Origin of the sequence: Vibrio sp. Vb1026, from assembly GCF_033338745.1 — a bacterium.
Classification (GTDB): Bacteria; Pseudomonadota; Gammaproteobacteria; order Enterobacterales; family Vibrionaceae; genus Vibrio; species Vibrio alginolyticus.
The window spans coordinates 1-21765 of sequence record NZ_JAWOTH010000031.1; the positions used below are offsets into that span (position 1 = coordinate 1).

A 21765-nucleotide genomic window follows, 5' to 3' on the forward strand; every position below is an offset into this window, starting at 1 on the left:
TCAGCGAGGTGGCATTATAGAGATTGCGATCACATTGGCAAGCCCTTTTTCTCGTTTTTTTTGATTTTTTTATCGTTCGGATAAATTTGCATCAAAAGCGGTCAAAAGAGCACGTTATTTCTACAGTTCTCTGAATTTATCTGCGAAAAGAGCCACTTTTTCCCAATTGGTGTACTCCACCTCTTTGGTCGTATCAGTTTCGCCACCCGTCATCGACATAATGAACCTAATCATAGTTCTGTCGAACCAGCTGTAACGTGGGTAATAAAGTGCACCAGCAAAAACACCTATTAGCGTTGGTTTCCAAGGCGACTTAATTAGGAACTTGTGAATGTAGGCACTACCTTCAGGTGTATCCTTTCCTTGGTCCTCTTTACGAGCGGTTAGGTTTACGCAGAAAAATGCCACTTTATTTTGCTCCAATTGATTGAGGTTTCGCTCAATAAACTGGTATAGCTTTTTATTAAGATGGCCATAGCGAATAGAGGCGCCTATCAATACTCTGTCGTATTGGCTGAAGTCAATCGTCTCGACATTATGTAAATCCACCAGCTCACAATCGAAGTCTGGAAGTTGTTCATCTATATAGTGGAGAATTTTTTTAGTCTGCCCTTCGCGGGAAGAGTATAGAAATAATGCTTTTGCCACGATTTCCCCTTAGCTACGCCAAAACGTCGGCGTAAGTAGAATAAGTAAGGTAAAGATTTCCAAACGACCAAACAGCATAGAAACTATCAATACCCATTTTGCTTTGTCGTTAACATCACCAAAGTGCAGCGCTACTTCTCCCAAGCCAGGACCGAGGTTGTTCAGAGTCGCAGCCACCGCCGAGAACGCACTGAGCTCATCCATTCCTGTTGCAATCAACCCCAACATACAAACCACAAATACCAATGCGTATGCGGAGAAGAAACCCCAAACTGCATCGACAACACGTTGCGGTAGGGCACTGCCACCTACTTTGATGGTGTAAACCGCGCGTGGATGGACTAAACGTTTTAGTTCACGCGCACCTTGCAAGGTAAGAAGCAGGATACGGATCACTTTCATGCCGCCGCCTGTTGAACCAGCACAACCACCTATAAAGGAAGAGAACAATAACAGCACAGGTAAGAAGAGCGGCCAATCCGCAAAACCTGTTGTCGTAAAGCCCGCTGTTGTGGATATTGATACGGTTTGGAACAGAGCCTGATCGAAAGCATCGTATGTCGATGTGTAAGAGTGATGTTTCAGTAATAATAGAAAGCAAATGATAAATAGCAGCACTTGAATGAACAAGAAGGCACGAAACTCAGGATCTTTCCAGTAATACTTGGGATGTACGCCACCTGATGCAAATGCAGCAAAGTGCAGTGTGTAGTTACATGCAGATATAAGCAGAAAAACCACGGTAATAAGATTAATCGCGTAACTATCAAAGTATCCGATGCTGGCATCGTGGGTAGAGAAGCCACCAATGGCAATGGTTGAAAAGCTGTGACTGATGGCGTCAAATGGCGTCATACCAGCTAACCAAAAAGCCGAAGCACAGGCGATAGTCAGGCTCAAATAGATGTACCAAAGCGCCTTAGCAGTTTCTGCTATGCGCGGCGTCACTTTAGTGTCCTTGACTGGACCTGGGATCTCGGCGCGGTAAAGCTGCATACCACCAATGCCAAGTACTGGCAAAATCGCCACCGCTAATACGATGATTCCCATACCGCCGAACCACTGCAGTAACTGTCGATAGAATAGAATCGCTTTAGGTAACTCATCCAAACCAACAATAACGGTCGCCCCGGTCGTCGTGAGAGCAGAAAACGATTCAAAAAACGCATCTGTCACTGAGACGTTCGGGTTGTCAGCAATGAGAAAGGGGATCGAGCCTGCACTGCCAAGTACTGTCCAGAATAAGACGACAATAAGAAAGCCATCTCGAGCTTTAAGCTCGTGCTTATACCTGCGGTTTGGGTACCAACAAACGGCCCCACAAAACAGCAGAACAAAAAATGTCGTGACAAAAGGCACACCAGCACCATCTCGATAGATCAGCGCAACGAGTGCTGGCGCAAGCATAGTGACACTAAAGAGTGCGAGCAGTAGCCCGACGATTCGAATAATTGAACGAAATTGCATGGATAAATTGACTAGCGAAGCTGTCCCTGTTGCTTCCTGTTTTTCATTATTGTCCGTCTAGCGGAGTGACAATTGCCTTTGCCCCGCTTTTATTGATGATTGCTTGGGTAAACGCGCTCACTTCTCGAAGCTCAATTTCCACCACTAATACCACCTGATCGCTGTATTCAGCCTCGACTTCTATTGCACCAAATTGCGGCATGATTGACTGTGCGATCGGCATAAACCCATAGTCTAACGTTAGTCTGAGCTTTGTGGTTATTTTTTTCTCAATAGTTTGAAGCAGCTTGAGCGCTTGTTGAACCCCACCCCCATACGCTTTAACCAAGCCGCCTGTACCTAACTTGATTCCACCAGAGTATCGCGTGACCACAGCCGTGATCTCCCCCACCCCAGATCCAGACAGCTGCGCCAGGATTGGTTTGCCTGCTGTTCCGGACGGCTCCCCATCATCACTAAAGCCCCATTTCATTGAATCTTCCGGGCGACCAGCAACAAAGCCCCAACAGTTATGTCTGGCATCAGCGTGTTTAGCTTTGATTTGATCAACAAATGCTTTTGCAGCTTCGATACTTGGCGTGTGTGCCAAATAAGTAATGAAGACGCTCTTTTTAATTTCTTCTTCAAATTGAGCGGGCTCTGCTGGGATCAGATAAGGCTTGTCATTCATAGGATTATGGATTCATGTCTATTTGCCTGAAGTCTATCACGAGTGTGATTTACCCGTCGCATAAGATCTGCCACAGCGCACAATGTTAAACACTTGTTTAAAAAATGTATTGAAATTAGACAATCCACGATCCAAACTAACTTTACTGGTCAAACCAGAACAAAAATAAAACGACTTCCTCGATACCTATTTGCCGAGGTACACGGCGTCGTTGAAATAGGTATACAGACAATCCACGATTGTATGTCATGGAGATAGACAATGATTTACCAAGCCGAAACCCTACAGGTAAAGGAAATACAAGATGGTATTGCAGAGCTAAGCTTCTGCTCTCCAAAATCCGTCAACAAACTCGACCTAGCGACATTAGAATCGCTAGATAAAGCTCTTGATGCGCTCATTGCCCATCAAGGCCTCAAGGGGTTGTTGCTCACTTCAGATAAAGACGCATTCATTGTAGGCGCAGACATTACCGAGTTTTTAGGTCTGTTTGCTAAAACGGATGCCGAGCTCGACCAATGGCTGCAATTTGCTAATAGCATCTTTAACAAATTAGAAGACTTACCCGTTCCGACCATCTCAGTGATCAAAGGCCACGCTCTTGGTGGCGGTTGTGAATGTGTGCTAGCAACAGACATGCGTATTGGTGACAAAACCACCAGCATCGGCCTACCAGAAACGAAACTGGGAATCATGCCTGGCTTTGGTGGTTGTGTACGCTTACCTCGCGTTATTGGCGCAGACAGCGCAATGGAAATCATCACCCAAGGTAAAGCATGCCGTGCGGATGAAGCATTGAAAATTGGCTTACTCGATGCAGTTGTAGAGACTGATGCTTTATACGAATCAGCACTACAAACTCTTAACTCTGCAATTAACGAGAAACTTGACTGGCAAGCACGCCGAGCACAGAAAACATCTCCGCTAACGCTGAGTAAGCTTGAATCAATGATGAGCTTCACCATGGCGAAGGGTCTGGTGGCACAAAAAGCAGGCCCTCACTACCCTGCCCCAATGACAGCCGTTATCACGATTGAAGAAGGTGCTCGCTTTGCACGTAATGAAGCGTTAGACATTGAACGTAAGCACTTCGTGAAATTGGCTAAATCGGAAGAAGCAAAATCACTCGTTGGCCTATTCCTTAATGATCAATACATCAAAGGCATTGCGAAAAAAGCAGCGAAGTCAGCAAGTAAAGACACGCAACGTGCAGCCGTGTTAGGTGCAGGTATCATGGGTGGCGGCATTGCTTACCAATCAGCGCTAAAAGGTGTGCCTGTCATAATGAAAGACATCGCGCAAGCGTCGCTCGACCTAGGCATGACTGAAGCATCTAAGCTGCTGAATAAACGCTTATCTCGCGGTCGCATTGATGGCTTTAAGATGGCGGGTATTTTAGCGTCAATCACACCGAGCCTACATTACGCAGGTATTGAAAACTCTGATGTGATTGTTGAAGCTGTCGTTGAAAACCCGAAAGTAAAAGCAGCAGTTTTAAGTGAAGTTGAATCCCATGTCGGTGACGACACCGTTATCACCTCAAACACCTCGACGATTCCTATCAACCTATTGGCAAAATCACTAAAACGCCCAGAAAACTTCTGTGGTATGCACTTCTTCAACCCAGTGCATCGTATGCCTCTTGTTGAGATCATCCGTGGTGAGCATACCTCTGATGAAACCATCAATCGTGTTGTGGCGTATGCTGCGAAAATGGGCAAATCACCAATTGTCGTTAATGACTGCCCAGGGTTCTTCGTTAACCGCGTATTGTTCCCATACTTTGGCGGCTTCAGCATGCTACTTCGTGATGGTGCTGACTTTACGAAAATCGACAAAGTCATGGAGCGTAAATTTGGCTGGCCGATGGGACCGGCGTACTTGCTTGACGTAGTCGGCATTGATACCGCGCACCACGCACAAGCTGTGATGGCTGACGGTTTCCCTGAGCGTATGGGTAAACAAGGTCGTGATGCGATTGATGCACTGTTCGAAGCAGACAAATATGGTCAGAAAAATGGTAATGGCTTCTACAGCTACACCATAGATAAAAAAGGTAAGCCGAAGAAAACCTTCTCCGAAGCGATCTTACCGGTACTTGCTGACGTTTGTGCCGATAAGCAGGACTTTGACGATCAGACCATCATTCAACGTATGATGATTCCAATGATTAACGAAGTGGTGCTGTGCCTACAAGAAGGCATCATCGCGACTCCGCAGGAAGCAGATATGGCATTGGTTTATGGTCTTGGTTTCCCTCCATTCCGCGGTGGCGTATTCCGCTATCTAGACAGCGTGGGTATTGCTGAATACGTTGAAATGGCAAAACAACACGCCGAGCTAGGTGCGATGTACCAAGTACCGCAAATGCTGATTGATATGGCGGCGAAAGGTGAAAGCTTTTACGGTGCACAACAGCAAGGTTCTATCTAAGGAGGGATTCTAAAATGACTAATCAAACAAGAAATGTTGTCGTAGTCGATTGTCTACGTACTCCAATGGGTCGCTCTAAAGGTGGTGCTTTCCGTCATACACGAGCAGAAGATCTATCTGCGCGCCTAATGAAAGGCATTCTTGCGCGTAACCCACAAGTGAACCCAAGCGAGATTGAAGACATCTACTGGGGCTGTGTACAGCAAACACTAGAGCAAGGCTTTAACGTTGCACGTAATGCCGCGCTACTCGCGGGCCTGCCGATTGAAATTGGCGCCGTGACGGTGAACCGCTTGTGTGGTTCATCAATGCAAGCGCTTCACGACGGTACACGTGCCATCATGACTGGCGATGCTGAAATCTGCCTAATTGGTGGTGTTGAGCACATGGGGCATGTGCCAATGAACCACGGTGTAGACTTTCACCCAGGTATGTCAAAGAACGTAGCAAAAGCTGCGGGCATGATGGGCTTAACGGCTGAAATGCTGGGTAAATTACATGGCATTAGCCGTGAGCAACAAGACGAGTTTGCCGCTCGCTCACACGCTCGTGCGCACGCAGCAACCGTAGAAGGTCGTTTTAAAAACGAAATTCTACCAATTGAAGGCCACGCACCAGACGGCACACTGTTCACTCTGGATTACGACGAAGTGATTCGCCCTGAAACATCCGTTGAAGGTCTATCTCAACTTCGCCCAGTGTTCGACCCTGCAAACGGTACAGTAACAGCCGGTACTTCATCGGCGCTGTCCGATGGTGCATCAGCGATGTTGATCATGAGTGAAGAGAAAGCTAATGAGCTTGGTTTGAAGATTCGTGCACGTATTAAAGGCATGGCCATTGCGGGCTGCGATCCTTCTATTATGGGTTACGGTCCTGTACCTGCGACGAAAAAAGCGCTCAAGCGTGCCGGTCTTTCAATTGAAGACATGGATGTGGTTGAGCTAAACGAAGCATTTGCCGCGCAGTCTCTGCCGTGTGCTAAAGACTTAGGCCTGCTTGATGTTATGGATGAGAAGGTCAACCTTAACGGTGGTGCGATAGCATTGGGTCATCCACTAGGCTGTTCTGGTTCACGTATCTCAACAACGTTGATCAACCTAATGGAAGCGAAAGACGCGAAATACGGTCTGGCCACCATGTGTATCGGTTTGGGTCAGGGCATTGCGACAGTATTTGAACGACCATAACAGTTCAAGACGTTGTTGTAGTGATCGAGCCAACAATCATAAGCAAATGAACTAATAATAAAATTTTTAGTATTACACTTAAGGGCGACAATTGATGTCGCCCTTTTTGTTTTACATCAAATATGCATGAAGAGCATACATTAAATGCTCAAGTTTCATTTTATTCATAGACAAAGAAGACATACACTTAGACCAGTTGATATCTTGCTGCATGTGACCCAGAGTCATGCTACCGCACAATCGGAGAACCTTATGTTTAATGCTCTAGTTCTAAATCAAGAAGACAAACGTACTATCGCTAACATCGAGCAAATTGATGAAACACAACTGCCTGAAGGCGACGTTCTGATTGACGTTGATTACTCATCGTTAAACTACAAAGACGGTCTTGCGATCACAGGTAAAGGTAAAATCATCCGTAACTTCCCGATGGTGCCAGGTATTGACCTAGCAGGTACGGTAGTAAGCTCAGAAGACGACCGCTACCAAGCTGGTGACAAAGTTGTCCTTACTGGCTGGGGCGTGGGTGAAAACCACTGGGGTGGTATGTCTCAGCGTGCTCGTCTAAAAGCAGATTGGCTAGTACCACTACCAAAAGGTCTAGATAGCAAGAAAGCAATGATGGTTGGTACTGCTGGTTTCACAGGCATGCTATGTGTTCAAGCACTGCTTGATGCAGGCATCAAACCTGAAAATGGCGAAATCCTAGTAACTGGCGCAAGTGGCGGTGTAGGCTCAGTCGCAGTAACGCTTCTAGCACAGCTTGGCTACAAAGTTGCTGCAGTGACAGGTCGTGTAGAAAAAAATGGCCCGCTACTTGAAAAACTAGGTGCTAGCCGCATCATCGACCGTACTGAATTTGAAGAACCAGCACGTCCACTTGAAAAGCAAGTATGGGCAGGTGCGGTTGATACTGTAGGCAGCAAAGTACTGGCTAAAGTATTGGCGCAAATGGATTACAACAGTGCAGTTGCAGCTTGTGGTCTTGCAGGTGGTTTTGATCTACCAACCACAGTGATGCCGTTCATCCTACGTAATGTTCGCCTACAAGGTGTGGACTCAGTAATGTGCCCAACAGAGAAACGTATCGCTGCATGGGAAAAGCTGGTCGAGCTACTACCAGACAGCTACTTCGAGCAAGCGTGTACTGAAGTTGCTCTTGCTGAAGCACCGAAATATGCAGAAGACATCACCAACGGTCAAGTAACGGGTCGTGTGGTTATCAAGCTATAAACACTGACTCAGTGTAAACAGACGAAGAGCCGGCATTGCTGGCTCTTTTTTGTTAGCAGTTCAGTCCCATATCTTCGATACGTTTAGCTATCAGACGGCTACACTCTTCACGCACAATCGTTCTTAACCATTCTTGAGCGGGAGAATGCTCGCAACGCGCATGCCAAATCATCGAGTATTCAAACGGCGTGAATTGGAATGGTAACGGTTTCACCACCAAGTCATAACGCTCGGCAACCAGATACGCCAAGTCCGCTGGCACTGTGATGATAATTGGCAAGGTATCCATGATCGCCAATGCGGCTTCTAAATGATAAGCCCGCAGAACCATTTTACGCTTAGGTTTCTCCATCAAAGCTTGTTCGATCAGTGCCTTAACACCATCACTGATGGCGATCATGGCATGTGGATGACTCAGATAATCATCCAAGCTCATTTCTTTATCCGCTAATGGATGCTGTTTTGAAAGCATACACAGCACCCCCACTCGCCCCAACACTTCACTGCGTAGAGGCTCCACTGGGCCTGTCGGGCGACAAATCGCTAAGTCTGCACCTTCATAAGTGAGCTGATCTGATAAACGGTCGTGTTGCAGTGGTAAGAAGTTGAAAGACACGTTTGGCGCTTCTTGGTAAATTCTCGGCAAAGCGAACGGTAAGATCGTTTGCATGGCATAGTCGGTGGTCACGATGTTGAAAGTCTGTATGCATTGCAATGGGTCAAACTCAACCGGAGATAACAACTGACGTAAAGACTCTAATGGCTCGCCCAATGAGCGATCGATCTCTAACGCTTTCTGAGTTGGGATCAAATGCTGTCCCTGACGAGTAAACAGCGGGTCTCCCAACAAGTCACGTAGACGACCAAGCACACGACTCATTGCCGATTGACTCAAGTTCAGACGTGTTGCCGCCTTACTGACACTGTTTTCTTCTATCAGTACTCGCAACGCAACCAGTAAATTTAAATCTCGGCGATAGATGTCTTCCAGTTCCACGAATTAGCCACTTATTTTGTATGTGTTTGGGTAAATTGTACTCTTTAGGCAAAAAAAATCCCGCCTTTCAGCGGGGAAGCCCAAGAAAAATGGGGATAGTGTCGGAATGAAGTGTCGGTAAAAAATAGGTGAGCGTTATTAAAAGCATTCTGATCCAAGCAAGAAGCGCTAATTTTCTTGCTCAGATGCGCCAGACCATCTGCGCATCTCGATCCAAATCCCAATAATAGTGGCAACCATGCCTACTAGAGGCGTCAAAGAGGTGTCAGCTGGCGTCCTGAGTACCAATGCACAAAACGAGATAAAACACAGCACTGAGTAAATCGTAAGTCTGTCTAACGCTGTTAACATTGCCTCTCCCTTGCCAGTTGTTACCAAATTGTTAATTTAAGGTAAAACAAAAAATTCGGTTTGCCAAGTGGTTATTGAATATTTTTTCAACGAAAGTAAAATTCAACGCTCAGTTAGTTACGAGAATCACACTATGAGCTTTAATCCTGAACTGGCAAACAAGACATTAGAGGCGGAAGGACTGCGCTGCCCAGAGCCAGTGATGATGGTCAGGAAGACAATTCGCAACATGCAAGATGGTGAGATTTTGCTGGTCAAAGCAGACGATCCATCCACAACTCGAGACATTCCGAGTTTCTGCCGCTTTATGGACCACCAATTAGTTGCGGCACAAACGGAGCAAGTTCCGTATCAGTACCTGATCAAGAAAGGATTGGAATAATCTGGTCGAACTAAAAACGGCAGCCAATATTGGCTGCCGTTTGTTTATTCATCGTATTCGAGTGTGCGAACTTCTGATTGGAGCTTGTTAAGTTGTTTCTTCATTGCCCGCATCTCTTCATGCATAGGAATGATGTGAGCGACACGAATCCACGCTTCTACTGTCAATCCAGTAAGAACGAACGATCCTGCTACAATCGGTAACCACATATCAGTTAGCACCATCGCTAGTAAACACAGCGCTAAACCAAAAGTGAATAAATAACTCTGACTCTTCGGGGACATCCCCATGTAACGTGTAAGCATAAACTTGCCCTCTCGCTATCATTCACACCATTAAACTACCATGACAAGTATGACACTTATATGTCATCCGTCACGCAACGGAACGATTTAGAGTCAGAGTTTGAACTCGCGCAGCACGCCACTAATGATTGATAACTCACATCATTTCACGTGCAAAAAATCAGAACAGTGCAGCCCCTATTGCCAGAGCAATAAACAAAAATGCGGTGATTTTACGGATCAGCCCTAAAGGCATCTTGTCGGCCGACAATTTACCAATCAGGACCACAGGAACATTCGCCAGCAGCATACCGATTGTGGTACCGATAATCACCAAACTTAACGCATCCGCGTATTGCGCCCCTAAGATGGAAGTGGCGATCTGAGTTTTATCGCCTATCTCCGCAACGAAGAACGCGATAAAGCTGGCAATAAATGGGCCTCGATTAGAAATCTGTTCGTCATCATCCAGTTTGTCCGGGATCAGAACCCAAGCCGCCATCGCGACAAAACTGACCACCAGCACCCACTTTAAAATCTCAGGTGATAGATAGTCTGCGACAACCACACCTAACCATGCAGCCAAAGCGTGGTTGGCAATAGTTGCCAAAAAGATTGCTGCAATAATTGGGATTGGTTTTCGGTAACGACTTGCGAGTAATAGAGATAGCAATTGGGTCTTATCGCCAATTTCTGCTAACGCTACAGTAGTAATTGAAATAGCTAAAACGCTCACGACATGCTCATTGGGGCAGGGATTATTATTTTTAACCGAAGACAAACCTCACGCCCCTACCCCGGTTCGTGATGATTTGTCTAAGGTCTTGCTAAACTTGAAAGGCTTCAAGTCTCGAACGCCATGGTGATTTTGCACCAATTATGTTGACGGACGAACCAGATGAAACAGAAACTTCATCAGGTAAGCTACTCCCCAAAGACAGGCGCAATTCTAGCCACCTTTGTTGCGCTTCTCAAGAGCCAAAGCAGGCAAAAACTCCCTTTTAGGAAAAATACAGCAGATAACGCGGTAAAAATTCATTAAAGGAGAAAATCGCCCACGAATTAATCAAGATTAGCTCTACTCCCATGCTCAATATCTGGTTATACTAGATTGTTAATTTATTCAACCGTAATTACTCTTTATCGCCGTTGTTAGAGTTGAAAAACTCGGCATAGATGACGAATTAACGAGTAACAAGAGAATCGCGCGAACCTGACTTATGCAAAAATACGATATCAAAACCTTCCAGGGAATGATCCTCGCGCTGCAGGATTATTGGGCTCAAAATGGTTGTACCATTGTTCAACCGCTAGATATGGAAGTGGGTGCGGGTACCTCTCACCCAATGACCTGTCTACGAGCGCTTGGCCCAGAGCCAATGTCGACAGCTTACGTACAACCTTCACGTCGTCCTACTGATGGCCGTTACGGTGAAAACCCTAACCGTCTTCAGCACTACTACCAATTCCAAGTAGCGCTAAAACCATCGCCTGACAATATTCAAGAGTTGTACCTTGGCTCCCTTGAAGTTCTTGGTATTGACCCTCTTGTACACGACATCCGTTTCGTAGAAGACAACTGGGAAAACCCAACACTAGGCGCATGGGGTCTGGGCTGGGAAGTTTGGCTAAACGGCATGGAAGTGACTCAGTTTACTTACTTCCAGCAAGTTGGTGGTCTTGAGTGTAAGCCAGTAACTGGTGAGATCACTTACGGTATCGAACGTCTAGCGATGTACATCCAAGAAGTAGACTCTGTTTACGACCTAGTTTGGAACATCGCGCCAGACGGCAGCAAAGTGACTTACGGTGACATCTTCCACCAAAACGAAGTAGAGCAATCAACTTACAACTTCGAGCACGCAGACGTTGATTTCCTATTTAGTTTCTTCGAACAGTGTGAGAAAGAGTGTAAAGAGCTGCTTGAGCTTGAAAAGCCACTGCCACTACCTGCTTACGAGCGCATTCTAAAAGCTGGTCACGCATTCAACCTACTAGACGCGCGTAAAGCGATCTCAGTAACTGAACGCCAACGTTACATCCTACGCATCCGCAACCTGACGAAAGCAGTTGCAGAAGCATACTACGCATCGCGTGAAGCTCTTGGCTTCCCAATGTGTAAGAAAGAACAAGCGTAAGGGGTAGAGTAACATGGCAAAAGAATTTCTAATCGAGCTAGGTACAGAAGAGCTACCACCAACGCAACTTCGCACTCTAGCTGAAGCATTCGCAGCAAACTTCGAAGCAGAACTAAAAGGCGCTGAGCTTGCTCACGAAGGCGTGAAATGGTTCGCGGCGCCTCGTCGTCTTGCACTTAAAGTCGCTGCACTAGCAGACAGCCAGTCTGACAAAGTTGTTGAAAAACGTGGTCCTGCGGTTTCTGCAGCATTTGACGCAGAAGGCAACCCAACAAAAGCGGCTCAAGGCTGGGCACGCGGTTGTGGCATCACGGTTGACCAAGCAGAGCGCATGGTTACAGACAAAGGTGAATGGCTACTGTTCAAACAAGAAGTGAAAGGTCAGCCAACGTCTGAGATCGTCGTTGAACTTGCAGCGAAAGCACTAGCAAACCTACCTATCGCAAAACCAATGCGCTGGGGTAACAAAACGACTCAATTTATCCGTCCAGTTAAGACGCTAACCATGCTAATGGGCAGCGACCTAATCGAAGGCGAGATCCTTGGTGTTGCTTCAGACCGCACTATCCGTGGTCACCGCTTCATGGGTGAGCAAGAGTTTACTATCGATTCTGCTGAGCAATACCCTGCGATCCTAGAAGAGCGCGGTAAAGTAATGGCAGATTACGAAGCGCGTAAAGCAATCATCCTAGCTGACGCACAAAAAGCGGCAGCAGCAGTTGGCGGTATCGCTGACCTAGAAGATGACTTAGTAGAAGAAGTAACGTCTCTGGTTGAATGGCCAGTGGTACTAACAGCGAAGTTTGAAGAAGAGTTCCTAAAAGTACCTTCTGAAGCATTGGTTTACACCATGAAAGGTGACCAAAAATACTTCCCTGTTTACGACGAAAACAAGAAGCTACTACCTAACTTCATCTTCGTATCGAACATCGAATCAAAAGAGCCTCGTTACGTAATCGAAGGTAACGAGAAAGTGGTTCGTCCTCGTCTTGCTGACGCAGAGTTCTTCTTCAACACAGACCGTAAGCGTCCGCTTATCGACCGTCTGCCTGAACTAGAGCAAGCGATCTTCCAAAAGCAACTGGGGACGATCAAAGACAAAACAGACCGCATCACAGAACTTGCTGGCTACATTGCTGAGCAAATCGGTGCTGACGTTGAGAAATCAAAGCGTGCTGGTCTACTAGCAAAATGTGACCTAATGACCTCAATGGTATTCGAATTCACGGATACTCAAGGTGTTATGGGTATGCACTATGCTCGCCACGACGGTGAAGCAGAAGCAGTTGCAGTCGCACTGAACGAGCAATACATGCCTCGTTTCGCAGGTGATGAACTGCCATCAAACGGCGTTTCAACTGCAGTTGCAATGGCAGACAAGCTAGACACTATCGTAGGTATCTTCGGTATTGGTCAAGCGCCTAAAGGCAGCGACCCATTCGCACTACGCCGCGCATCTCTAGGTGTACTACGTATCATCGTTGAATACGGCTACAACCTAGATCTTGTTGACCTAGTAGCGAAAGCGAAGTCACTGTTTGGCGATCGCCTAACCAACGACAACGTTGAGCAAGACGTTATCGAGTTCATGCTTGGTCGTTTCCGTGCTTGGTACCAAGACGAAGGCTTCAGCGTAGACATCATTCAAGCGGTTCTAGCGCGTCGTCCTACAAAACCAGCAGACTTCGACCAACGAGTTAAAGCGGTTTCTCACTTCCGTGAGCTAGAAGCGGCAGAGTCTCTAGCAGCAGCGAACAAACGTGTAGGTAACATCCTAGCGAAATTCGACGGCGAACTAGCAGCAGACATCGACCTAGCACTTCTACAAGAAGACGCAGAGAAAGCACTAGCAGAAAGCGTTGAAGTAATGACAGAAGCGCTAGAGCCAGCATTTGCTACTGGTAACTACCAAGAAGCCCTAAGCAAGCTAGCTGACCTACGTGAACCAGTTGATGCGTTTTTCGATAACGTAATGGTAATGGCAGACGACGAAGCACTTAAGAAGAACCGTCTGACACTTCTGAACAACCTGCGTAACCTGTTCCTACAGATCGCAGATATTTCTTTGCTTCAAAAGTAATTCATTGCTCTTCGAAGTGATTAAGAAATAAGTAAAAGGGAAGCAGATGCTTCCCTTTTTTGTTGCCTTCAAACCGATGAAGGTGATGCTTATTATTCATTTTGTGAACAAGACTAAAATTTGTAGGGTGAGACGCGTTTAACTTGTTGGTGTAGAGCTCGGATTGTAGAGGCACAGTTTTGCTATAACTGGACTGTTTATTCGGGGGAAGGACACAATGAAAAAAACAATTCTCGCACTCTCTATCGGTCTACTGAGCGCCTGCAGCCAGATTCCAGAAAATGCCATCGTATTAAGCGTTGGTGATGACACCGCTGTTTTTGAGGAAAACTCACAGGGCTTACTTGTCGCCGAGCAAAAACTCGAAAAAGGCAGTTATAGCTTTACCATTGCTGACAGCAAGCAAAGCTGTGGCAGTAGCTTTGCCCTAGCAGAAGAAGATCGCATCAAATTCAATCGTCCATTAAAAATGGATAACTGCGCCACTGATGCACAAATGCCGCTGCGCATCTTCAAAGCCAATACCTATCAATTTACGCTCAACCCAACCACCAACGAGCTAACGGTAAAAATCAAACCAAAACAGAGTCAGGACATCACCTACTCTTGCCCTGTCGCAACTGACACGCCAAAAACCATCAACGTTGCCCAAACCTTTAATGATGGCACTGTCGTTCGTGATGCCTTAACCGGACAAGAAACCACTGTCGCCAATGGCAGCGTCACCATGCAACCGGGTCCTATGAGCCAAGGTCTATTGCTGCTAGAAGAAGTTGAACAGCAAGCCGACAAACCGTTCAGTTGGGACAATGCGACGGTGTACTTCGTCATGACCGACCGCTTCTACAATGGCAACCCAGACAACGACAACAGCTACGGTCGCAACAAAGACGGAAAATATGAGATTGGTACCTTCCACGGTGGTGACTTATCGGGTCTAACGAAAAAACTCGATTACATCGAATCACTTGGTGTCAATGCTATCTGGATAACCTCACCACTGGAACAAATCCACGGCTGGGTTGGCGGCGGCGATAAAGGCGACTTTAAGCACTACGGCTACCACGGCTACTATCACCAAGATTGGACCAAGCTTGATGCCAACATGGGTACCGAAGATGAACTCAGAACCTTCGTCGATACTGCCCATAAGAAAGGTATCCGCGTGATTTGGGATGTGGTCATGAACCACACAGGTTATGCGACATTAGCAGACATGCAGGAATTCGGATTTGGTCAGCTTTACCTTGATGACCAAGAAGCCAAAGAAGTCCTTGGTGAAAAATGGACCGACTGGCAGCCAAAATCAGGACAAAGCTGGCACAGCTTCAACGACTACATCAAATACGGTGATAGCGAAGCGTGGGATAAATGGTGGGGCAAAGATTGGATCCGCACCGATATTGGCGACTACGATGCTCCGGGCTACAACGACATCACCATGTCTTTGAACTACCTACCGGATCTCAAAACCGAATCAACTCAGAAAACCGGATTACCAAACTTCTTCCGCAATAAAGACACCAATGCGCAAGATGAGCTGCAAACCCCACGTGAACACATGATTACCTGGTTATCCGATTGGGTGCGCGACTATGGCATTGACGGCTTCCGTGTCGACACCGCTAAACACGTTGAAATGGAAGCGTGGGCAGAGTTGAAAGCCAGCACCACCCAAGCGCTTGCTCAATGGAAACAAAACAACCCGGACAAAGCCTTGGATGACCTACCTTTCTGGATGACAGGTGAAGTGTGGGCACACAGCGTAGTGAAGAGCCCGTATTTCGATAACGGCTTCGATTCCATCATCAACTTCGAGTTCCAATCTGATGTGGCACCAAAAGCGCTGAAGTGTTTCGCTCAACTTGATAATGATTACCGCCGCTATGCAGAGCGCATCAATACCGATCCTGAGTTCAATGTGTTGAGCTACCTGTCTTCACACGATACACAACTGTTTTGGTCAGCTCGCAGCCGCAGCTTTGATGACCAAGCACGTGCGGCAAATGCTCTGATGCTGGCTCCGGGTGCAGTACAGATCTATTACGGTGATGAGATAGCTCGTGATTTTGGCATTACTGGTTCAGACGCCCACCAAGGCACACGCTCAGATATGCCATGGGATAAGATTCATGGCGAGCGTGAAGATCTGCTGCAACATTGGCAAAAATTGGGTGAATTCCGTAAACGCCACCCAGCGGTTGCTCAAGGTAAGCACATCACTCGCAATCAAGAAGGTTACTACGCGTTCGAACGCCAATACCAAGACGACAAGGTACTGATTGTTTACACCGGTGAGTAAATCACACTCTCTCCACCAGCAAGGGAAGCATAAGCTTCCCTTTTTTATTGTTCTTTTTGCCATTTAGTCTCGTCCCTCTGGTCTGATGACGCACTTTTTTCTTTTTCGGCTTAATTCACACTTTGCGTTAATTACACATTGAGGTAAGGTCAAGGATTACTCGATAAGCCGATAAAACATCGGCATAAACATACACAAAGCAATCACAATGAATTAGGTATAAGTCAGCATGCAGTTCTCAAAGTTTGGTGAAAAATTTAATCAGTATTCAGGTATTACGCAGTTAATGGACGATTTGAATGATGGTCTGCGCACACCAGGTGCCATCATGCTCGGTGGAGGTAATCCTGCCGCCATTCCTGCCATGCTCGATTACTTTCACCAAGCCAGTGAGGAAATGCTCGCCAGTGGGGAGCTCGTCGCCGCCCTCGCCAACTACGATGGCCCGCAGGGTAAAGACGCGTTCGTCAAAGCGCTAGCTCAGTTATTCCGTGAAACTTACGGCTGGGATATTTCCGAAAAAAACATCAGCCTAACTAACGGTAGCCAAAGTGGCTTTTTCTACTTGTTCAACTTGTTGGCAGGTAAACAGCCAGACGGTTCGCACAAGAAAGTGCTACTGCCTATCGCGCCTGAATACATCGGTTATGGTGATGCTGGCATTGATGAAGATATCTTTATCTCTTACCACCCAGAAATCGAGCTGTTAGATAACGGTCTGTTTAAATACCACGTCGATTTTGAGCAGCTAACCGTCGACGACTCTGTTGCGGCAATCTGTGCATCTCGTCCAACCAACCCAACGGGTAATGTACTGACAGACGAAGAAGTACGTAAGCTGGACAAGCTAGCACGTGAGAACAACATCCCGCTGATCATCGATAACGCCTACGGTCTACCTTTCCCGAACATCATCTTTGAAGATGTCGAACCGTTCTGGAATGAAAACACCATCCTATGCATGAGCCTATCTAAGCTTGGTTTACCGGGCGTGCGTTGTGGCATTGTGATTGCGAGTGAAGAAATCACGCAAGCATTAACCAATATGAACGGCATCATCAGCCTAGCGCCGGGCAGTGTTGGTCCAGCGCTGGCAAACCATATAATTGGCAAAGGTGATCTGCTTAAACTGAGTTCAGAGGTGATTAAGCCGTTCTACAAGCAAAAATCACAACGAGCGGTTGAACTGCTCCAACAAGCAGTTACCGATGAGCGATTCCGCATCCACAAGCCGGAAGGCGCTATCTTCTTGTGGTTATGGTTTGATGAACTGCCAATCACAACAATGGAACTGTACCAACGCTTGAAAGCGCGTGGCGTATTGATTGTCCCTGGTGAATATTTCTTTATTGGTCAGCAAGACGAGTGGGATCACGCGCACCAATGCCTGCGTATGAACTACGTTCAAGATGATGAGATGATGCAAAAAGGCATTGCGATTATCGCTGAAGAAGTGGAAAAGGCTTACCGCGAAGGTAAATAGACGGATTGAACTCAGCCGTTCTTCTCTTTGAAATTACAGCTTTAAAATAGCGGATTTGAAAACCCCAAACTAAAAAGAGCGCCCATATGGCGCTCTTTCTCATTCTATAACCGGGTGGTTAACTGATTAGTTGTTCTCAATCAGGTTGTTGCCACCGATAGCAATCTTACGTGGTTGCATGGCTTCAGGGATTTCACGAACTAAATCGATATGAAGCAGACCGTTTTCCATTGATGCACCCACGACTTTTACGTAATCCGCTAGCTGGAATTTACGTTCAAAATCACGTTCTGCAATACCTTGGTAAACGTAGTTTTTGCCTTCTTCTGCTTTACGTTCGCCCTTCACAATCAACATGTTTTCGTTTTGAGTCAGATCGAGCTGTTCTTCAGCAAAGCCAGCAACGGCCATAGTAATACGGTAGTTGTGCTCGTCTTTTTGCTCAATGTTGTATGGAGGGTAACCGCCAGAAGTATTTTTCGCTGTATTCGCTTCCATCAGGTTTAGCAGACGATCAAAGCCAATTGCATTACGGTATAGTGGTGAGAAATCTACATTACGCATAAATCTATCCTCTTAATTAAGCAATAGTCTTAGTTCAGATGAGTTCAATCCTACTGGCGTGTTTATGCAAAAACCAACGCCGAACTAAGAGATTCTTATCATTCCACTGGCCTTGGTTTGGCTCGGAGACATGATATTGAATCTAAAGGTTTAAGTTGTGTGCTAAAACGCCATATCCTCTTCTGAGCGATCTCGTTTTAGCGATTTCAGAGGGCTGGTCTTCTAGTCTCTAGCAAGCCAGTCACCCTCTTCATAACTAGATATAAGGTCGTCAAAAATGACTTTCAAGGGAAAAAATAAAAAATTTTTAAAGCATCCACTATCCCCTTGAACAGCTTAGTTCCTCATCACTTCGCGATCAGTGATAAAAAGCCCGCCGTTCTGGAGGGCTCAATCTACACTTTACTTGCGGGAGGATTTACGCGCTTTTACAACGCCCTTTTCTGCCGCCTTTTCCTGCTTTAGTTTGCGCTTTTCTTTTAGACTCAACTGCGGTTGTTTCTTTTCTTTCTTACTCATGACTTCACCTCTATTTATTGGCACAACAGACAACCACACAGCATTTTCTGAGCTGGTGGTTGCGATTGATGAACAATTTCAGTAATCACAAAGCAGCGTCGCTGATTAAAAATTTCCACTTCGAGCGCATCATTTTTAGCTCGACCTAATAGTCGAGACCCCAAATAAGAATCGACCGCGAGCATACCTGTCATGGGTTGCCCCTTGCGCGAGCTGACCAATGTCATGCGATATTGATAGGCGCGTTCAACATCCACTAAGCGAACCGTGTCCCCAACCGCAATACGAGTTCGGTTACGGCAATGGGCTTGTTGCTCGCAGGTTTCAAATAGCGATAACAACCTTAGTGGTGATTGATAGGTTAAAAAGCGACTGGTTAACCACCAAGTTCGCAGCGCCAAGCAGTACGCTGAGAACCAGCGTTCAAACATGATTATTTCCTTCTTAATGCCTTGTCTTACAAATAAATTCAGTGCATTGAACCGGAAGTGCATCACTTCCGGCTTAGTTCAGGAAAGTCATCACCATTTTCTTAGTCTCCTTATTCATCAGCTCTTCAGCACTATAGCGAGCAGAAAAAAGAAAGCAAAAACGCTCAAGCGAACAAAATGGCGAGAAAAAAAGAAAACAGAAATAAAATGGCAGGCTTGATCGGGTTGTTGGCAGTTAGTACCAGAAAAACATCCGCTTTAGCAGAAAGTGGCGATTTTAGCTGGTGGTACAACAAAAAAAGCAGCGATTTCTCGCTGCTTTTTACTATCACGAACAGTGTCGTTATACGTCTAGGTTCGCTACTTTCAGTGCGTTCTCTTCGATGAAGTTACGACGAGGTTCTACTTGGTCACCCATTAGCGTAGTGAACAGTTGATCTGCACCTACCGCATCTTCAATCGTTACCTGCATCATACGACGAGTTTCTGGGTCCATGGTGGTTTCCCAAAGTTGGTCTGGGTTCATCTCACCTAGACCTTTGTAGCGCTGACGGCTTAAGCCACGCATTGACTCTTTCACTAACCAGTCAAGCGCTTCTGCAAAGTTTGCCACTGGCATAGTACGCTCACCACGTTTGATGTACGCGCCTTCTTCCAGAAGTCCATCAAGTGCTTCTGATAGATCAGCCAACTTGCCGTACTCTTTCGAGTTTAGGAAGTCGATGCTAATTGCATGTTCGTGCGTCACGCCGTGAGTACGAACCACAATCTTAGGCAAGTTTAAGCCTAGCTCTTCGTGCTGCTCAACTTCGTAGCTGTACTGGCTTGCACCCACTTCTTTCGCATTCAGCTGCTCAATAAGCTGCTTCGTCCACGCTTCCACAACTGATGCGTCATGGCATTGCTCTGGCGTTAGGCGAGGAGTGTAAATCAACTCGTTTACCAAAGCACTTGGGTAACGACGGCTCATACGTTCCGCCAGTTTAATACCCGCATTGTACTGTTGAACAAGCTTCTCTAGTGCTTCACCAGCCAATGCTGGTGCTTCTGCGTTTACGTGTAGCGATGCATTGTCCAGAGCCAATGATACTTGGTATTGGTTCATCGCTTCTTCATCTTTGATGTACTGCTCTTGTTTGCCTTTTTTCACTTTGTATAGTGGTGGCTGAGCGATGTACACATAGCCACGCTCGATAAGCTCTGGCATTTGACGGTAGAAGAAGGTCAACAGTAGCGTACGGATGTGCGAACCATCGACATCGGCATCGGTCATGATGATGATGTTGTGGTAACGAAGCTTGTCCGGGTTGTACTCGTCACGACCGATACCACAACCTAGTGCGGTGATCAGTGTTGCTACTTCTTGAGAAGATAGCATCTTGTCGAAACGTGCTTTTTCTACGTTAAGAATCTTACCTTTTAGCGGTAGGATCGCTTGGTTCTTACGGTTACGGCCTTGTTTTGCGGAGCCGCCTGCCGAATCACCCTCCACTATGTATAGTTCAGAGAGTGCCGGATCTTTTTCCTGACAGTCTGCAAGTTTACCTGGAAGGCCAGCTAGGTCTAGTGCACCTTTACGGCGCGTCATTTCACGAGCTTTACGCGCTGCTTCACGAGCACGTGCTGCATCGATGATTTTCGAACAAACCATCTTCGCTTCTGTCGGGTTCTCAATCAGGAACTCAGACAGTTTTTCACCCATTGCAGACTCAACAGCTGATTTCACTTCAGAAGAAACTAGTTTGTCTTTTGTTTGGCTTGAGAACTTAGGATCAGGCACTTTCACCGAAACAACCGCAGTTAGACCTTCACGCGCATCGTCGCCTGAAGTCGCTGTTTTCGCTTTCTTCGAGAAACCTTCTTTATCCATAAAGCTGTTCAATGTACGTGTTAGCGCAGCACGGAAACCAGCAAGGTGAGTACCACCATCACGCTGTGGGATATTGTTGGTAAAGCAGAAGATGTTCTCTTGGAAACCATCGTTCCATTGCATCGCCACTTCAACTGAAATGCCGTCTTCACGCTCAGAGTTAAAGTGGAAGATTTTTTCGATGATTGGCGTTTTGTTGGTGTTTAGGTGATCAACGAACGCTTGAATACCACCTTCATACATGAAGTGATCATGTTTGTCTGCTTCACGTTCATCAACCAATTTGATCGACACACCAGAGTTCAGGAATGACAGTTCACGCAGGCGTTTCGCCAGAATGTCATAGTGGAACTCTGTGTTAGAGAACGTCTCGGCACTTGGCCAGAAACGAATTTGTGTACCGGTTTTATCCGTATCACCCACAACGGCTAGTGGCGCTTGAGGCTCACCATGGCGGTAGGTTTGCGTATGGATATGGCCACCACGATGAATCGTTAGCTCAACTTTCTCTGATAGTGCGTTTACTACTGAAACACCTACCCCGTGAAGACCACCCGATACTTTGTATGAGTTATCGTCGAACTTACCACCCGCGTGAAGAACCGTCATGATTACTTCTGCTGCAGAGACATTTTCCTCTGAGTGGATTTCTGTTGGAATGCCACGACCATCATCGCTAACGGAAACCGAGTTATCCTCATGAATTGTCACAACGATGTCTTT

Annotated in this window: 18 protein-coding genes; 8 read left to right on the top strand and 10 right to left on the bottom strand. The window is 46.4% G+C overall.

The genetic code is table 11. The features are described 5' to 3' along the window. Positions 1-120: 120 nt before the first annotated feature. Genes hemG through R7E47_RS23190 form a run of 3 tightly spaced genes read right to left on the bottom strand, consistent with a single transcriptional unit; the run spans position 121 to position 2785 of the window. On the bottom strand, positions 121-648 hold the full coding sequence (gene hemG / locus R7E47_RS23180; RefSeq protein WP_054577148.1) for a menaquinone-dependent protoporphyrinogen IX dehydrogenase: 528 nt from the start codon (positions 646-648) through the stop codon (positions 121-123). Positions 649-657: 9 nt separating this feature from the next. Next, positions 658-2115, bottom strand: coding sequence for a TrkH family potassium uptake protein (locus R7E47_RS23185; RefSeq protein ID WP_005378893.1), 1458 nt, complete (start codon positions 2113-2115; stop codon positions 658-660). Between the two features lie 46 nt (positions 2116-2161). Next, positions 2162-2785 carry a YigZ family protein gene (locus R7E47_RS23190; protein WP_005378891.1) on the bottom strand — a complete coding sequence of 208 codons (624 nt, stop codon included), beginning with the start codon at positions 2783-2785 and terminating at the stop codon, positions 2162-2164. Positions 2786-3046: 261 nt separating this feature from the next. On the opposite strand from R7E47_RS23190, the gene fadB reads away from it, so the two are divergent. The 3 genes from fadB (at position 3047) to R7E47_RS23205 (ending at position 7641) form a co-directional block, all read left to right on the top strand. Then, a complete protein-coding gene (gene fadB, locus R7E47_RS23195) occupies positions 3047-5218 on the top strand; it encodes a fatty acid oxidation complex subunit alpha FadB (RefSeq protein WP_017635586.1) in 2172 nt (723 codons plus the stop codon). Between the two features lie 14 nt (positions 5219-5232). Then, entirely contained in the window at positions 5233-6408 is a 1176-nt protein-coding gene (fadA, locus tag R7E47_RS23200; RefSeq protein WP_017635587.1) for an acetyl-CoA C-acyltransferase FadA, read from the top strand. A 252-nt stretch (positions 6409-6660) separates the two neighbouring features. Further along, positions 6661-7641 carry an MDR family oxidoreductase gene (locus tag R7E47_RS23205; protein WP_005378882.1) on the top strand — a complete coding sequence of 327 codons (981 nt, stop codon included), beginning with the start codon at positions 6661-6663 and terminating at the stop codon, positions 7639-7641. A gap of 52 nt (positions 7642-7693) precedes the next feature. Here the strand turns inward: R7E47_RS23205 and R7E47_RS23210 are convergent, their stop codons facing one another. After that, positions 7694-8638 (bottom strand): LysR family transcriptional regulator, encoded by a 945-nt coding sequence (locus tag R7E47_RS23210; RefSeq protein ID WP_318085078.1) that lies wholly within the window; start codon positions 8636-8638, stop codon positions 7694-7696. 168 nt (positions 8639-8806) lie between these two features. Continuing rightward, positions 8807-8989: a hypothetical protein gene (locus tag R7E47_RS23215; protein ID WP_005378880.1), complete on the bottom strand. Its 183-nt coding sequence runs from the start codon at positions 8987-8989 to the stop codon at positions 8807-8809. A 133-nt stretch (positions 8990-9122) separates the two neighbouring features. Here R7E47_RS23215 and tusA point away from each other — a divergent pair, with 133 nt between their 5' ends. Beyond that, positions 9123-9371, top strand: a complete 249-nt coding sequence (tusA, locus tag R7E47_RS23220; RefSeq protein ID WP_005378879.1) for a sulfurtransferase TusA — start codon at positions 9123-9125, stop codon at positions 9369-9371. A gap of 44 nt (positions 9372-9415) precedes the next feature. Here the strand turns inward: tusA and R7E47_RS23225 are convergent, their stop codons facing one another. Both R7E47_RS23225 and R7E47_RS23230 read right to left on the bottom strand, forming a co-directional pair. After that, complete coding sequence (locus R7E47_RS23225; RefSeq protein WP_005378878.1) at positions 9416-9676, bottom strand: hypothetical protein; 261 nt, start codon at positions 9674-9676, stop codon at positions 9416-9418. A gap of 160 nt (positions 9677-9836) precedes the next feature. Further along, positions 9837-10391: a TMEM165/GDT1 family protein gene (locus R7E47_RS23230; protein WP_005378877.1), complete on the bottom strand. Its 555-nt coding sequence runs from the start codon at positions 10389-10391 to the stop codon at positions 9837-9839. A 484-nt stretch (positions 10392-10875) separates the two neighbouring features. Here R7E47_RS23230 and glyQ point away from each other — a divergent pair, with 484 nt between their 5' ends. From glyQ to R7E47_RS23250, 4 genes are all read left to right on the top strand, one after another. Continuing rightward, a complete protein-coding gene (gene glyQ, locus R7E47_RS23235; protein WP_318085079.1) occupies positions 10876-11793 on the top strand; it encodes a glycine--tRNA ligase subunit alpha in 918 nt (305 codons plus the stop codon). A gap of 13 nt (positions 11794-11806) precedes the next feature. Next, a complete protein-coding gene (gene glyS, locus R7E47_RS23240; RefSeq protein WP_318085080.1) occupies positions 11807-13873 on the top strand; it encodes a glycine--tRNA ligase subunit beta in 2067 nt (688 codons plus the stop codon). 217 nt (positions 13874-14090) lie between these two features. Next, positions 14091-16175, top strand: coding sequence for an alpha-amylase (locus R7E47_RS23245; RefSeq protein ID WP_213869227.1), 2085 nt, complete (start codon positions 14091-14093; stop codon positions 16173-16175). 229 nt (positions 16176-16404) lie between these two features. Then, positions 16405-17658 (top strand): valine--pyruvate transaminase, encoded by a 1254-nt coding sequence (locus R7E47_RS23250; protein ID WP_042523899.1) that lies wholly within the window; start codon positions 16405-16407, stop codon positions 17656-17658. Between the two features lie 126 nt (positions 17659-17784). On the opposite strand, the gene R7E47_RS23255 is transcribed toward R7E47_RS23250, so the two are convergent. From R7E47_RS23255 to gyrB, 3 genes are all read right to left on the bottom strand, one after another. Beyond that, positions 17785-18222, bottom strand: a complete 438-nt coding sequence (locus R7E47_RS23255; protein ID WP_005378857.1) for an Hsp20 family protein — start codon at positions 18220-18222, stop codon at positions 17785-17787. A gap of 533 nt (positions 18223-18755) precedes the next feature. Continuing rightward, positions 18756-19172 (bottom strand): GreA/GreB family elongation factor, encoded by a 417-nt coding sequence (locus R7E47_RS23260; protein WP_017821918.1) that lies wholly within the window; start codon positions 19170-19172, stop codon positions 18756-18758. A gap of 343 nt (positions 19173-19515) precedes the next feature. After that, positions 19516-21765: DNA topoisomerase (ATP-hydrolyzing) subunit B (gene gyrB, locus R7E47_RS23265; protein WP_318085081.1), on the bottom strand; the 2250-nt coding region annotated here is incomplete at its 5' end.

Coding starts and splice junctions, on each gene's coding strand:
- R7E47_RS23190 (WP_005378891.1), bottom strand. CDS start 2,785: ATGAATGACAAGCCTTATCTGATCCCAGCAGAGCCCGCTCAATTTGAA.
- R7E47_RS23205 (WP_005378882.1), top strand. CDS start 6,661: ATGTTTAATGCTCTAGTTCTAAATCAAGAAGACAAACGTACTATCGCT.
- R7E47_RS23225 (WP_005378878.1), bottom strand. CDS start 9,676: ATGCTTACACGTTACATGGGGATGTCCCCGAAGAGTCAGAGTTATTTA.
- R7E47_RS23185 (WP_005378893.1), bottom strand. CDS start 2,115: ATGCAATTTCGTTCAATTATTCGAATCGTCGGGCTACTGCTCGCACTC.
- fadB (WP_017635586.1), top strand. CDS start 3,047: ATGATTTACCAAGCCGAAACCCTACAGGTAAAGGAAATACAAGATGGT.
- R7E47_RS23250 (WP_042523899.1), top strand. CDS start 16,405: ATGCAGTTCTCAAAGTTTGGTGAAAAATTTAATCAGTATTCAGGTATT.
- tusA (WP_005378879.1), top strand. CDS start 9,123: ATGAGCTTTAATCCTGAACTGGCAAACAAGACATTAGAGGCGGAAGGA.
- R7E47_RS23255 (WP_005378857.1), bottom strand. CDS start 18,222: ATGCGTAATGTAGATTTCTCACCACTATACCGTAATGCAATTGGCTTT.
- R7E47_RS23215 (WP_005378880.1), bottom strand. CDS start 8,989: ATGTTAACAGCGTTAGACAGACTTACGATTTACTCAGTGCTGTGTTTT.
- glyQ (WP_318085079.1), top strand. CDS start 10,876: ATGCAAAAATACGATATCAAAACCTTCCAGGGAATGATCCTCGCGCTG.
- R7E47_RS23260 (WP_017821918.1), bottom strand. CDS start 19,172: ATGTTTGAACGCTGGTTCTCAGCGTACTGCTTGGCGCTGCGAACTTGG.
- R7E47_RS23245 (WP_213869227.1), top strand. CDS start 14,091: ATGAAAAAAACAATTCTCGCACTCTCTATCGGTCTACTGAGCGCCTGC.
- fadA (WP_017635587.1), top strand. CDS start 5,233: ATGACTAATCAAACAAGAAATGTTGTCGTAGTCGATTGTCTACGTACT.
- glyS (WP_318085080.1), top strand. CDS start 11,807: ATGGCAAAAGAATTTCTAATCGAGCTAGGTACAGAAGAGCTACCACCA.